Below are 14,968 nucleotides of genomic sequence, written 5' to 3'. Positions count from 1 at the left end.
AAAATCTCGGGTTGCCCATTTTTTTGGAAAATATACGGAGGGCGAACGCCATTCGCCCCTACACCCTACACCCTACACCCTACACCCTAATTTCTTCAATCGCCTCCAAATAGTCCGGAACCGGCTCCCCGGCGACCTCGCAGGCGAGGCGATCGACGGCGATGGGGTCGTCGCCCCAGAACACTTGGCCCACCTCCACGGTTTGGCCGCGATCGGGTTTCCAATTGGGACTGATCAATTTGCGATCGGCGTCCACCACCGCCCCGTCAAAGAGATGTCCGATGCAGAAATAGACATCTTGCAACACCCGGGGCACGGACGGACGGTGAAGCTGTCCCCGGGAATTGGGACTTCTGGCCCGGTAGTGCGATCGCGGAAACAGGCCGTAGAGATTTTTCACAGAGGCCGAAATCAGTGGTTCTCCCTTCAAATGGGTGCGTTTCAGGGCACCGACGGTAATCCGAGAGTCCACCTCCCGCAACATTGCCGGGGCCCACATGGAGGGGAACCTGACGGGTTTGGGGGACACATTCGGGTATTCTGCCAGGGGCAGGGTGTCGGCGTCCAAAATCACCATTCCCGCGTCCAATAGCGATTCCACCCCGAGACGGCGGACGATTTCCGGGAGGGACACAGGGGAACAGACCCCCTCGACGATCGCGATTTCGGCGGTGGGACCCGCGGCCCTCAACCCCCGCAACACAGCCCCCAAAACGCCCAAACTCACCGTCACCGGGGGGCCGACTGGGTAGCCCAAATTGGGTTTGACGAGAATCCGGCGGGCGCCGAAAGCCGATTGGGGGGGGCGGTAGGCGAAGGACGTCACCTCCGTCCGGCACACTTCAGAATTAATCATCATCGCGATAAAAGTTGATGAATCTTCAATACGTCAAGTTTTGTTAAAAAAATCTCCGTGATTATACCGAGGTGGGTCGAGAAGCGGGTATGATAAACTTACGCAAAAACCGAATCTGCGGCTTTTGGAATCACCCCCGGGACAGAGATTGAGGGATTGGAGACACCGATACCAATGCGTGACCAAGATCACTGAAATTTCTGCAATAAATCACAATCTTAAGGTGTGTTCTGTCACTGAACTTACCTTTCTAGACGCTAAGATTAGGACGGTGGAAATTAACATCCAGTCCCGTTCTGGCAGTTAATATCCCAAATTTCAAATCCTTTTCGACATTCATGCAGGAAAATATCAATGATCTCCACCAAACAAGCCCAGTTGATCCAGTTTTTACGTTGGGAATTGGCGATCCCCGCCTCCTCCATCGCAATGGCCCTCCGGCACCCCGAGCAAGAATCAGGCCAGCTCCCGATGATTTTGTGGCAGTACGGGCTGGTGACGTTAGAACAATTGGACAAAATTTTTGATTGGCTCGAACAGTTCGGGAACACCCCGGATCTGAAATCCCAGCATCAGTCCGGGTCCCCGTCTCGGGAGGCGACCCGAAATCCGATGCCGCTGACGTCATCATCTTACGTCGCCTAGCTTCGGGTTGAAATTTCCGAGTTGAGCGTCTGTTTAAAGGAGATTTAAAAACCTGCATGGGTTAACAAGGGTTATCTACCATGTCAAACATCATCGCGTCCGTTGACGAGTCCTCTCAAAGCGTTTGGGGGGACTCGACTGTATTTCACGCCCTTTCTCGGACTGATATGGGCGATGGGGATTGGGGAGAAGTGCCAACAGATTCCCCAGATAAAATTAGCGATCGCCCGATTCATCAACTCTAAACGGGGAGCCAAAAGCCCTTGTTAAGAATTGAGGAAAAAGGAGCCGGTGAACCGGTGGCGAAGTCGGAGGACATTTGCCGATAAAAATTATAGCAAAAATCTTGATCGATCAAAATAGCGGGCTTAAAAGTCCGACCTACCCGAATCGCAGACCCATTAAAAATAATCGGGAGTGCTCGAAAAACATCGGTATAATTTGTATGGTTCGACTCGGCACGGAGCCGACTCGCCGGGACGGCAGTCCCGGCAACTCTCGAAAAATCGGGGTTTAAAGTCCGGTGGTGGCGCAACTCGGAGAGCAAAAAAAAACAATTTTTCAGGTTAAACTAAAGTAAATTCGGATGCATTCCTCGACCATGGATTTTGAAGAGGCGCTCGAAATCACGGATACTGCGGTTTTTAACCAAACCGGAAAACACCTGAGCGACGCCCAACGAGCGGTCATTCAGGGCACCTGGCAGCGACAGAAATATCACGAGATCGCCTTGGTGTATCGCTGCACGCCGGAATACCTGAAACGGGACGTGGGGCCGAAACTGTGGAAAATTTTGTCCGACGAGTTTCAGGAAAAAGTCAGCAAAACCAACTTTCGGACGGCTGTGGAGCGGTGGGGACAGAAAAATGAGCCACCGATGGCGCCCGTCGATCGCGCCCTACCCCCTCCCCCGGCGAGTGACGGCGGCGAACCCGCCGCAGACTGGGGGGAAGCCACGGACATTTCCGGATTTCGGGGGCGCGATCGCGAACTCGGCGAACTCAAACGCTACATCTTGGCTGAAAACTGCCGCATCGTCGCCCTACTGGGGATGGGGGGGATCGGCAAAACCTCCCTCTCGGTGCAGTTAGCCCGCCGGATCGGGGGCGAATTCGACTATCTGATCTGGCGATCGCTGCGAAATGCCCCCCCGCTGACGGAAATTCTCGAGGATCTGATCCGGTTTCTGTGCGACGAGGTGTCCGCCAACCTGCCCGACGACCCCTACCGCCAGATCTCGGTCCTGATCGAGTGTCTGCGATCGCGCCACTGTCTGGTGATTTTAGATAACGCCGAATCCATTTTACAGGGGGGCGATCGGGCCGGACGCTACCATTCCGGCTACGAAAATTACGGCGAACTGTTCAAACGAATCGGAGAAAGCCAACACCGAAGCTGTCTGTTGATCACCAGCCGCGAAAAACCCAAAGAAATCGCCGCCTTGGAAGGGCGAAACCTGGCGATCCGCTCCTTCCCCCTGCTGGGATTGCCACCGGAAGACTGCCACGGCATCCTCCGAGACAAAAAAATTTCCGGTTCCCCCGAACAATGGCGCCCCCTGATCGAACGCTACGCCGGAAATCCCCTCGCCATCAAAATTGTCACCACCACCATCTGCGATCTCTTCGGGGGAGATATCGGCATTTTTCTCGACCAAATCCACCAGGGAACCGCCATCTTCGGGGACATCCGGGATCTTCTGGAACAGCAACTCAGCCGCCTGTCCCCGGTGGAACAAGAACTGATGTACTGGCTGGCGATCAACCGGGAGCCCGTGACGATGGCGGAGCTCCAAAAAGACCTGCTGTCCCTGATGTATCCCCGGTCAATTATCGAGGCCCTCGAATCCCTGAGCCGGCGATCGCTGATCGAAAAAAATGCCACCCGCTTCACCCAACAACCCGTGGTCATGGAATACATGATCGAGCGGCTGATCGAGCAAACCGTTGCCGAACTCCAGTCCGAAAACCTAGTCAATTTCAACCGCTACGCCCTGCTCAAATCCCAGGCAAAAGACTATATTTTAGAAAGCCAAAACCGCGTCATATTGCAACCCATCGTCCGCCGCCTCGCCGATCGCTACCCGCTGCGGAGAGAACTGGAGCGCAAATTTAACAGCCTACTCGACCAAATCAAACGACCGGAAATCGAGCATTTTTCTGTTTCCCAACACGACCGGATGGGATACGCCGGCGGCAATTTGATCAACCTCTGCAATCAATTCGATATCGACCTAGCAAATTATGATTTTTCCGACCTGACGATCTGGCAGGCTTACCTCCAAGATGCGAACCTGCAAAATGTCAATTTTTCCGGCTCTGATTTGAGCCGCTCCGTCTTCGCAAAAACTCTGGGAAATTCCCTCGTCGTCGCCCTCGGAATCGAAGGAAAATTGGCGACCGGAGACGGCGAGGGGCGCATCGTCCTCTGGAGTGTCGAAGACGGGCAACAGTTGCGGGCTTTTCAGGGGCGAGTCGGCCGGGTGCGGGCGATCGCATTTAACTCCGACGCCACCCTCCTCGCCAGCGGCAGCGACGATCGCACCGTCCGACTTTGGCGGGTCGAAACCGGCGACTGTCTGAACCGATTCTCCCTCCATGACGGGGGCGTTTCCTGCGTCTGTTTCAGTTGCGATTCCCGCCTCCTCGCCAGTGGCGGCGACGACGAAATCATCGCTATTTGGGATGTCAAAACGGGAACCTGCATCCGCCAGCTATGCGGACACGAGGACAGCATCCGCTCCCTCGCCTTCAGCCCCGACGGCCGCACCCTCGCCAGCAGCGGCGAAGACTGCACCGTGAAATTGTGGGACGTGGAGACGGGGAAATGCGAGCGGACGTTCGTGGGGGACAGCAGTTGGAATTGGACGGTCACATTCGTGGTTTCCCGCCAGTTTGAAGAGGATATTTCCTCACCCCGGGGGCGGGCGATCGCCTGCAGTTGCGACGATCAAACCATCCGCCTCTGGGACGTGCAGATGGGCCGGTGTTTCCACACCTTGGAAGGCCACCAGGATTCCGTCTGGGCGATGGCCTTCAGCGACAACGGCCGCCTCCTCGCCAGCGGCAGCGATGACCAAACCGTGAAAATCTGGCACGTCGGCAAGGGATACTGCGAAAAAACCCTCCCCGGCTTCGACACCCAAATTTCCTCCCTGGCGTTGAGTCCCGACCTGCAATATCTCGCCACGGGGGGGGAAGAACAGGTGGTTCAGTTGTGGGACATCGATCGCGGCCAACGCCTGCGGACCTTGCGGGGACACCGCCACCAGGTCTGGTCCTTCGCCCTCAGCCCGGACGGGCGCACCCTGGCCAGCGGCAGCGACGACAGCCGGGTCCGGATCTGGGACGTGAAAACGGGCCGCTGTCTGCGGCGGTGTCCGGGTCACGGGGATTGGGTCTGGTCCGTCGCCTTCACTCCGGACGGCCGCACCCTGGCCAGCGGCAGCTACGACCGGACGGTAAAATTGTGGGACGTGCGGACGGGGGAATGTCTCAAAACCCTCCACGGACACGGCGATCGCGTCCAGGCGGTGGCGTTCAGCCCCGACGGTTTACTATTAGCCAGCGGCAGCGACGACCTGACGGTAAAATTGTGGGACGTGCAGACCGGAGAATGTCTGCAGACCCTGGAAGGTCACGATCGCTGGGTGGGGGCGATCGCATTCAGCCCCGACTCCCGCCGACTCGCCAGCGGCGGCAACGACCAAACCGCCCGCCTGTGGGATGTCGAAACGGGGGACTGTATCCGGGTTCTCGAAGGCCACACCCACCGTATCCACCTGCTGATGTTCGCCCCCGACGGCGCCCGGTTGGCGACGGGAAGCTACGATCGCACCGTCAAACTCTGGGACCTGGAGACGGGCACCTGCACCCACACCTGGGAGGGCAACATCGATCGCGTCCAGGGTTTGCTCATCTGTCCGGACGGTCAATTATGCTTGAGTGGCAGCGACGATCTGACGGTGCGTCTCTGGGATATCGAAACCGGGGAGAACGCGGGCACTTACGCCGGCCACACCAGCCCCGTCTGGTCCGTCCACGGCAACGCCGACGGTTCCCTACTGGCCAGCGGCAGCCACGACCAGGCGATCCGGATCTGGGACGTGGCGACGGGGGAATGCCTGCAGATCCTCCGCACCGACAAACCCTATGACGGCATGAATATCACCGGCGTCACCGGCATCACCCCCGCCCAGCGGGCTACTCTGAAGGCTCTGGGTGCGATCGATCTCGATGACGCAGAGAATTAAGGTGTAGGGTGTAGGGTGTAGGGTGTGGGGTGTAGGGTGTGGGGTGTAGGGTGTGGGGTGTAGGGAAAAATTGACAATTATCAATTATTAATCATTAATTATCAATTATCAATTATCAATTATCAATTATTTTCCATGTCCGATTCTCTGTTTTGTATCGAAGACCTGCGGGTGGCTTACCCGAGTTTTGACGTCGCGCCGAGTTGGGTGGTGGACGGCGTTTCCTTGACGCTGCGACCGGGGGAACGGCTGGGTCTGGTGGGGGAGTCCGGGTGCGGGAAGTCCACCTTGGGGCGGGCGGCGATGCGGTTGTTGCCGGAATCCAGCCATATCGAAGGGCGGGTGACGTTCGGGGGCAAGTCGGTTTTTGAGTTGAATCATGAGGAGTTGCGGCGGTTTCGGGGGGAGGCGGTGGCCTTGGTATTTCAAGATCCCATGACGCGCCTCGACCCCCTGATGACCATCGGGGAACACTGCATCGAAACCCTCAGAGCCCACCAGCCGCAGCTTTCCCGGTCCGGGGCCAAGGAACGGGCGATCGCGACGTTGGCAGCGGTGCAGATTCCGGCGGACCGCTGGTCCCAATATCCCCACGAGTTCAGCGGCGGGATGCGGCAGCGGGTGGCGATCGCTCTGGCGTTATTATTAGATCCGAAACTGATCGTCGCTGACGAGCCCACCACCAGTTTGGATGTGACGGTATCGGCGCAGATTTTGCAAGAATTAACCCGATTGTGTCGGGAACGGGGGACGGCGATTTTGTTGATTTCCCACGATTTGGCGATGGTGGGGGAATATTGCGATCGCGTGGCGGTGATGTATGAGGGAAAAATTGTCGAGATCGGGGAAACCGATGCGGTGTTGAAGTCTCCCCAACATGAATATACGCGATCGCTTTTGGAGGCGGCTCTGCACGTCCACGGCAAATCGGAAAGGGAAGATATCGAAATTGTAGATAACCGGCAAAAACCGGACATTGAAAAACCCCTGTTGCGGGTGGAACATCTCAAACAATATTATAGTTTGGAAGGGGGATTGATCGAGCAGTTGTTTTCCCGGGAAAAGCGATCGATCCGGGCGGTTGATGATGTCAGTTTCGATTTGTTTCCGGGGGAAATTTTCGGCCTGGTGGGGGAGTCCGGGTGCGGCAAAAGTACCCTCTCCCGGACGATTTTGCAGTTGGTGCGCCCCACTTCCGGAACGGTGGAATTGGAGGGGCGGGATCTGACGCCGTTATCCCTCCGGGAGGTGCGATCGCTCCGCCGCGAGATGCAGATGATTTTTCAAGATCCCAATGCCTGTCTGAACCCGACGATGACGGTGGGGCGGGGCATCGCGGACCCGCTTTTGATCCACAAAATGGCGACGTTGCCCGAGGCGAAGCGGTGGGTTTTGGAAATGCTCGATCGCGTCGGTTTGAAGCCGGTGGAAATGTATTATAACCGCTACCCGCGAGAACTTTCGGGGGGGCAACAGCAGCGGGTGGCGATCGCTCGGGCCTTGATTACTCGCCCCAAGTTGGTGATCTGTGACGAACCGGTGAGTATGTTGGATGCCAGCGTCCAAGCCCAGGTTTTGCAGTTGATGTTGGATTTGAAACGGGAATTTAATCTCACTTATTTGTTTATCACCCACGATCTTTGGGTGGCGCGATTTTTGTGCGATCGCATCGCGGTGATGAACGCCGGTAAAATTGTCGAACTCGGCGAAACTGAGGCGATTTTTAATCATCCCCAACATCCCTACACCCAAACTCTCCTCGGCGCCGCTCCTTTACTGACTCGGATGACGGGATGACTAATATCAAATCCTGATAATTGACCACAAAACAACTGAGATCGAGGGAGTCGGGAGTCGGGAGTCGGGAGTCGGATTGTTCATCTTTCTCCCCAAATTCTCGATCCTCTCAATGTCTGAGCAATTAACCGGATCTGATGTAACTCTCTAATCATCTGAATATGATTGGAGCTGGTAGGGGCCCCTGGCTTGCGCCCTCCGGAATTGATTCCCAAGCGGTCTTGATCTCCAACCCGTTTTGTTCCGGGCATTCAACCGGATTTGATATAAATGGGGTTGACAGGGGGTGGCGATTCGCGGTAAACTATTGACATAAACCCCCATAATGGGAGTGGTTGCCAAAATATTATTTTTGTCAATATTCCCATTATCTAAAATTATAGGAAAAGTCAAGCCCAAAAGCAACCCTTTTCCCAAAAAAAAGCGAAAATTTTAATATTTCTTAATTTTTTTAAAAAAAAATTCGCTTCTGCGGGTGTCGCTCGGGTTCCCACCCCCCCAAAATGCCTTCTTTCAGGTAAAGTGAGAAATGGGAAATTATCGCACCGAGGATAATGAATGAAATGGAAGCCGTCAACCTGACCAACTGCGATCGCGAACCGATCCAGATTCCCGGTGCGATTCAGCCCCACGGTCTGTTATTCGTCCTCTCCGAACCCGATTTTCGGATGATTCAGGTCAGCGAAAATACAGATAAAATCCTCGGCATCGACCCGGCGGATTTGTGCGATCGGCCTTTAGAAGAACTGCTGGATGGTGGCGGTATCAAAGCCATCTGCGGCTGTTTAGAGCGGAACTTCGAGGAAGCCAATCCCCTGGGGCTGGAATTCGCGGCGGCGTCCGGTTTTTCCCGGTCTTTCAACGGCATCGTCCACCGCACCCCAGGCGGCGATATCGTGCTGGAACTCGAACCCGCGCAGGGCGGCGAGAATGGGGATTTTTTCCAATTTTACCGCCCGGTCAAAAACGCCCTCGGCAAAATTCAGAAAACCGAAAATTTGGCGGAACTCTGCGATCTGATCGTCGGGGAAGTCCGCAACCTCACCGGGTTCGATCGCGTCATGATTTACCGCTTCAACGAGGCCGGAGACGGTCAGGTGATCGCCGAAAATAAAAAGGCGGATCTCGATCCCTTTTTGGGCCTGCACTACCCCGACTCCGACATTCCCAAACAGGCTAAATATCTCTACACCTTAAATTGGCTGCGTTTGATTCCCGACGTGAATTATCAACCCGTCGGGTTACTGGCTGGGACGGAAGAGATTTCCGCGCCCCTGGACATGAGTTATTCCGTGTTGCGATCGGTGTCTCCCATCCACATCGAATATCTCAAAAATATGGGCGTCGCCGCGTCGATGTCCATTTCTTTGATCCGCCAAAATCGGCTGTGGGGGTTGATTGCCTGCCACCACGAAACCCCCAAATTTGTCCCCTACGAAATCCGCACCCACGCCGAGTTTTTGGGACAGTTGATGTCCACGGAATTGGGGCAGAAAGAAGCCAACGAAAATCTGACGTACAAATTGCACCTGAAGGACATCCAAGCCCAGTTTGTGGAACGGCTGACGGGGGCGGCGGATTTTGTCGCGGAACTGACGGCTAACCCGGAAAGTCTCTTGCAACTGACGGGGGCTTCCGGTGTCATCGTCTGCGAAAAAGAGACGATCGCCCCGTTCGGTCAAACCCCCGCCCCGGAGGAGATTTCGCCCCTGGTGGACTGGTTGAGCGATCGCTTCGATCGCGATTTGTTCGTCACGAATTCCCTGCCGGAGCTCTACCCGGCGGCTCGAACTTATTCTGGTATTGCCAGCGGTTTGTTGGCGATGGCGATCTCGAAAATCCAGCACCGGTACGTCCTCTGGTTCCGCCCCGAAATGGTTCAAACCGTCACCTGGGCGGGAAATCCCGACAAACCGAAGCGGGTGGAAGCCGACGGCAGTCTGACCATTTTTCCCCGCGAGTCCTTCGAGGCTTGGAAAGAAATCGTCCGCCACCAGTCGAGTCCCTGGCTGCCCTGCGAAATTGAAGGGGCGGTAGAATTGAGACAGGCGATCGTCGATATCGTCCTGCGGCAGGCGGACGAACTAGCCCACATCAATTGTGAACTCGAACGCAGCAACAGCGAACTGGATGCGTTTGCCTACATCGCCTCCCACGATCTGAAAGAACCCCTGCGGGGGATTCACAATTACGCCACATTTTTGTTAGAAGATTATCAGGATGCCCTGCAAGAAGACGGGGCGGAAAAATTGCAGACCCTGGTGCGGCTGACGAAGCGGATGGAATCGCTGATCGACTCCCTGCTGAAGTTTTCCCGGCTGGGGCGGCAGGAACTGCAAATGCAACCCATCGACCTGAATCAATTGCTCTCGGAAAGCGTCGAAATATTTCAGATGAATCCCCGGTGGTCCGGCTGCACCATTTCCATCCCCCGACCGCTGCCCACCGTCCGGGGCGATCGCGTCTTGATCGAGGAAATTTTTTCCAACCTGATCTCCAACGCTTTCAAGTATAATAATAATAGCGAAAAATTCGCCGAAATCGGCTGGCAGGAATCCCCGGTTCCGGAATCTGAAATGGTGACGCTCTACGTCCGAGACAACGGCATCGGCATCCGCGATCGCCATCTCGAATCGGTGTTTCGCATTTTCAAACGGTTGCACGCCGCCGGCAAATACGGCGGGGGAACCGGCGCCGGATTAACCATCGTCAAGAAAATTGTCGAGCGACACGGCGGCACAATTTGGGTCGAATCCGTCTACAAACAGGGCACGACCTTTTTATTTACCCTACCCCAGTCCCATCTCAATATCATTTTAGAATCAGATAGCGATCGATGTTAAATCTCCTTGAATCCCCGTGGGACGATCTCACCCATCCGGTCGTCGTTTTAATCGAAGATAGCGACGAAGATTTTTATACTTTTATGCGGATAGCCGGCCAGTTGTACAAGGAAGAAAAAATCCCCGCGACTTACAACTTTCTGCGCTTTGAAGATGGAGATGAAGCGTTGGATTATTTGCGGCGCGAAGGAGAATATGAAAGCTTGGATGCGGCTTTACCCGCAGCCATCTTACTCGATTTGAACTTGCCGGGGACGGACGGCCGGGAAATCATAAAATGCATCAAACAAACCCCGAAATTGCGGATGCTGCCGATCGTCGTTTTGACCACATCGGGAAGTCCCCACGACATCCAATCTTGTTACGAGTACGGTGCCAACAGTTACATCCTCAAACCGATGGGCCTATCGGAAATGCAAGAAACCGTCAAAGTCTTGTTTAAATACTGGTTTCAACTGACCCTATTGCCCAGTTACGGACAATTTTAGTTTTTCGATTTTTAATAGTCGAGGAAATCGGGAAAGACGCGCCCAAACCAATCATTTTCATCAATTGTCAATCCACCTGGCCGGTGGATAATATTGCCTCCGATGGAATGCCGAACCAGTTGACATTGATTGTGCCAGGAAGTAAAATAGAGCAGATGGGTATAATTGATACGATATCTATAGCAATGAGCGCTCGCGTGTTTACAGTTCCGAAGAGGGGGAAAAACCTCGAAACCCTGATGAAAAGGGGATTTCCCTTCCCCACACCCCACCGAGCACACCCCACACCCCAGCGCGCAGCGCTATAATTCAACTTAGACCTACCCACTGAGTCGCCAAAACAATTATGGATCGGAAAACTCGCGTCATTTTGTGCAACTACACCAAAGGAGGAGCTGGGAAAACAACAGTTGCCGTCCATATTGCACGCATCCTGACCGAGCAAACCCCCGGAAAAGTCCTTCTCATGGACTGTGATTCTCGGCCGGACTCCTGGAAATTTTTTGCCGGACAACGGCCGAGTCCAAATCAAGCCAGGTTATCTTTTCCCCATCGCTTAGACTTATGGTGGAATCCACCCCAATCCAAAGGAGCTCGATTTAAGCCAATCACCAAAAGAGAATATAAACAGTACAATTTTGTGGTAATCGATGCTGATGCCCCCCCCGAAGATGCCCTGACACTTCTGGACAACACCCTCCCAGATATATTCCTCGTCCCCATTGCCGAATCACAGTCCCATGCCACTGAAGATATCCCGATTTTTTTAGAAGACTTAGAACGTGAAATTAGGTTTCAGCGAGATTCTGGAATTGATTATAATCCGACCGTTAAAATTGCCCCTTTGGGACTTGAAATTGAGGAAATAGAAGCCGAGGTAGATATTCGTCTATTTTCTGATATTGAGATTGAAATTTGTGTGCCGATGCAATCTCTTGATAAAGAGATCCGCAAAGCTTTGAAGGAAAAAAATCTGATTTGGGAATATCCCAATTTGGCGGACACAAAATCTTATTTCATTAACTTAATTAAGGACAAAAAAATACCGGAGGTCAACTAAATTATGTCAACTCAAAATCATCAACCTGTCAATACACCTGTATCCTCAGATCGAGCTTCCACTGTCAAGGACACAATGAACGGTCCGAGTCAAAGAGCCCATGAGATTGCCCATCAAAATCGTGAAAGTCGTACAGCTACTGATTCTGAAATGACAGAAAACACTGTACTTGTCAAAATTCCCCGTGCCATGAATGATAAATTGACAGATCTGATCAATTTTTTGGGTCTGGCAACAGATGATTTGATACACGCTTCGATTCAGTCGATCATTTCTTATGCTCAACAAAAGCAGATTGAAATTCGACAGATCGGAGGTTATCCACAAGAGAAAATTCCTGACTCCGATCATTTTACCCAACCTGTCGAGTTGAGTGGAAACGTTGTTGAGGAACTCAAACAGCAAGACTTGCTGTCTGATGTCTCCGAATGTGCATTTCTTGGTATCGAGTTTTTATACCTGCGATTGATCGAACTCAATAAAATAGGGTAGTTATATCAAATCCGGTTCAATACTCAAACATCGGGCAACTCGAGACGGTTGCCCCCACGGGGAGCTGGGGGAAGATCGATTGGTGGTCAAACAAGCGGATCTGATATATGGATGGAGTGCAGTTGCGGGCAATTATTAATAGCAAAACGAGGGCGAGTCCCGAAGCCAAACAACGAGCCGGACAAGCCTATGCTAAAATGCTGGGATTGACACCGGGTCCCGGAGGGGCAGACGGTCTGGTTGACGGTTATGGTTGGGTGGCCGATCGCTTCGTTTATTTCCAATGCAAACTCTCTCAGCATCCCCTCGGTGCCGAATTTGCCGACAATTTTTATGCGGGTTTAAAAAAGTCTGAAGCTCAAATCGGAATTATGCTGGCTGGAGTCGGTTACATTGACCGAAAAAATAGTGGCTTTTTGGCACGTCTGAAAAGTTATCCGGAAATTCAACAAGGTCAATTCATTTATCACCTTCTCAGTTTGGAAGATATTTACACCCGCTCGGACAAATTTCAGTTGGCATCACAAGATCTGCCGCAGTTGCATATAATCAGTGATGTTGCCCCGTGAGCGTCGGCGACCCCGATCGCCCGCCCCGTACTCTCCCAAACACTCGACCCAATGCCATTTGAATCCCACCCCGACATCGATATCGCCCCCCTGATCGACCATACTCTATTAAATCAAGCCGCCACCCCCCAGCAGATCGACCAGTGTTGCGGGGAAGCCGATCGCTACCATTTCGCCTCCGTCTGCATTTTCCCCTGTTTCGTGCGGCGATCGCGGGAATTTCTGCAAAACAAAACCCCCGCAGTCTGCACCGTCATCGGGTTTCCCTGCGGGGCGACGACCTCCGCCGTCAAACTCTACGAAGCCCTGGAAGCGGTGGAAAACGGGGCGACGGAGTTGGATGTCGTCATCAACCTGGGCCTGCTGAAGTCGGGGGATACCGAGGCGGTACACCGGGAATTGGCGGAAATCTGCGAAGAAACCGGGGCGACGGTGAAGGCGATTTTGGAAACGGCGGTGCTCACGGACGCCGAGAAACGGTTGGCGGCGGAATTGGCGATGGAAGCGGGGGTATCTTTCCTGAAAACCAGTACGGGATGGTACGGCGGGGCGACGGTGGAGGACGTGCGGTTGCTCAAGGAAGTCTCCCGGGGACAGGTGGGCATCAAGGCGTCCGGGGGGATACGCACCTACGAACAAGCGATCGCATTAGTTTTGGCCGGGGCGACGCGACTCGGCACTTCCCGGGGTGTCGATTTGATCCGCCAGCGAGATACAGAAAAAACGGACGAGAATGAATGAATCGCACTTATAAAGTTACCGGCATCATCCTGAAGGCGACGCCGTTGGGGGAGTCCGATCGCCTGCTGACGATTTTGACGCAGGAATTGGGCCTGATCCGGGTGGCGGCGCCGGGGGCGAGGAAGTCGCGATCGCGCCTGGGGGGCCGGATTGGCTTATTTGTGGTCAACCAATTTTTGATCGCGAAAGGGCGATCGCTCGACAAAATCACCCAGGCGGATATCGTCAATTCCCACAGCGGACTTTCTAAGAATTTGGGCAAGTTGGCGGCGGGTCAATATTTGGCGGAATTGGTGCTGAGTCAGGCGTTGAGCGAACAGCCGCAGGCGGAATTATTCCTACTCTTAGAAGAACATTTGAGCCGCCTCGAACAGCTTCCGAATCTTCCCACGCCGGAAAATGCGATCGCCATCGTCGCCTGCCTCACCCACGGCATCTTCCACCTGCTGGCATTGGCGGGAATTGCCCCCCAGGTCCAGTTATGTTGCATCACCCAACATCCCCTGATCCCGAATTTCGCCGATCCGAATTGGGTGGCGGGGTTCAGTATCGACTCGGGGGGGATCGTGAATTTGGCGGGACTGGCGGCGACATCAGGTAATCGCACCTCATCCCGCGTCGCGGAGGGGACGGGACGCTATTTGACGGATACGGTGCCCGTCAGAATTGATGCGCGGCTGGCGGCGGACCGGTTGGCGATTTTACAACAGTTGGCGGAACCCGATTTGAGGAATGTTTGGGGCGCCCACCATTCGGAGGCTTGGATCGCCGTGGAACGGCTGTTGAGACGCTATGCAGAATATCATTTCGCGCGATCGATCCGGTCGGCGTCTCTGATCGATACTTACCTGGCGGCTTCCGGCTAAAATCAATCATTATTAATTGTTAATTGTTAATAGGGTCAAAATCCTAATCATGCCCATTTCCGAAGACGGCGATCGCATTCTCATATCAAATCCTGATAATTGACCACAAATCCGGTTGAATACCCGGAACAAAACGGGTTGGATATCAAGACCGCTTGGGAATCAATTCCGGAGGGCGGAAGCCAGGGGTCCCTACCCGATCAAATCATATTCAGATGATTGGGGAGGTTTAGGAGGGGATAACCGGATTTGATATTATTGCTGTGACAGCTAAAGTTTACGGGTTATAGCGCTGCGCGCGGTCCTCGGCAGTCGGTATTAGGGAGTCGGAAACTGAAACGGCTTTTCTATAAGGGTTT

12 protein-coding genes are annotated in these 14,968 nt (G+C 53.9%); 11 read left to right on the top strand and 1 reads right to left on the bottom strand.

Going from position 1 to position 14,968, the window contains the following annotated elements; translation table 11 throughout:
* Positions 1–79: 79 nt before the first annotated feature.
* The gene (locus tag LKE08_RS13280; protein ID WP_324704711.1) at positions 80–859 is read right to left on the bottom strand and encodes a DUF362 domain-containing protein; all 780 of its coding nucleotides are present in this window, start codon (positions 857–859) and stop codon (positions 80–82) included.
* Between the two features lie 351 nt (positions 860–1,210).
* Between LKE08_RS13280 and LKE08_RS13275 the strand changes: the two genes are divergently transcribed.
* The 11 genes from LKE08_RS13275 to recO all read left to right on the top strand — a co-directional run bounded on the left by LKE08_RS13275 (position 1,211) and on the right by recO (position 14,609).
* Positions 1,211–1,501, top strand: coding sequence for a DUF2949 domain-containing protein (locus LKE08_RS13275; RefSeq protein WP_324704710.1), 291 nt, complete (start codon positions 1,211–1,213; stop codon positions 1,499–1,501).
* 80 nt (positions 1,502–1,581) lie between these two features.
* Positions 1,582–1,746, top strand: coding sequence for a hypothetical protein (locus tag LKE08_RS13270; protein ID WP_324704709.1), 165 nt, complete (start codon positions 1,582–1,584; stop codon positions 1,744–1,746).
* 341 nt (positions 1,747–2,087) lie between these two features.
* Positions 2,088–5,753, top strand: a complete 3,666-nt coding sequence (locus LKE08_RS13265) for an NB-ARC domain-containing protein (RefSeq protein WP_324704708.1) — start codon at positions 2,088–2,090, stop codon at positions 5,751–5,753.
* Between the two features lie 135 nt (positions 5,754–5,888).
* On the top strand, positions 5,889–7,550 hold the full coding sequence (locus LKE08_RS13260) for an ABC transporter ATP-binding protein (RefSeq protein WP_324704707.1): 1,662 nt from the start codon (positions 5,889–5,891) through the stop codon (positions 7,548–7,550).
* A gap of 554 nt (positions 7,551–8,104) precedes the next feature.
* Complete coding sequence (locus LKE08_RS13255) at positions 8,105–10,393, top strand: ATP-binding protein (RefSeq protein WP_324704706.1); 2,289 nt, start codon at positions 8,105–8,107, stop codon at positions 10,391–10,393.
* On the top strand, positions 10,387–10,881 hold the full coding sequence (locus LKE08_RS13250; RefSeq protein ID WP_324704705.1) for a response regulator: 495 nt from the start codon (positions 10,387–10,389) through the stop codon (positions 10,879–10,881). Before LKE08_RS13255 ends, LKE08_RS13250 begins: the two co-directional genes overlap by 7 nt.
* 346 nt (positions 10,882–11,227) lie before the next feature.
* Positions 11,228–11,941, top strand: a complete 714-nt coding sequence (locus LKE08_RS13245; RefSeq protein ID WP_324704704.1) for an AAA family ATPase — start codon at positions 11,228–11,230, stop codon at positions 11,939–11,941.
* Between the two features lie 3 nt (positions 11,942–11,944).
* Positions 11,945–12,433 carry a hypothetical protein gene (locus LKE08_RS13240; protein ID WP_324704703.1) on the top strand — a complete coding sequence of 163 codons (489 nt, stop codon included), beginning with the start codon at positions 11,945–11,947 and terminating at the stop codon, positions 12,431–12,433.
* Between the two features lie 107 nt (positions 12,434–12,540).
* The gene (locus LKE08_RS13235; RefSeq protein WP_324704702.1) at positions 12,541–13,002 is read left to right on the top strand and encodes a restriction endonuclease; all 462 of its coding nucleotides are present in this window, start codon (positions 12,541–12,543) and stop codon (positions 13,000–13,002) included.
* Between the two features lie 51 nt (positions 13,003–13,053).
* Positions 13,054–13,743, top strand: a complete 690-nt coding sequence (deoC, locus tag LKE08_RS13230; RefSeq protein WP_324704701.1) for a deoxyribose-phosphate aldolase — start codon at positions 13,054–13,056, stop codon at positions 13,741–13,743.
* The gene (gene recO, locus LKE08_RS13225) at positions 13,740–14,609 is read left to right on the top strand and encodes a DNA repair protein RecO (protein ID WP_324704700.1); all 870 of its coding nucleotides are present in this window, start codon (positions 13,740–13,742) and stop codon (positions 14,607–14,609) included. The genes deoC and recO overlap by 4 nt, the downstream gene beginning before the upstream one ends.
* Positions 14,610–14,968 lie beyond the last annotated feature (359 nt).

The organism is Lyngbya sp. CCY1209, assembly GCF_035615495.1.
In the GTDB taxonomy this organism is placed as follows: Bacteria; Cyanobacteriota; Cyanobacteriia; order Cyanobacteriales; family Microcoleaceae; genus Limnospira.
This window is presented reverse-complemented; position numbering and strand designations above follow the sequence as displayed.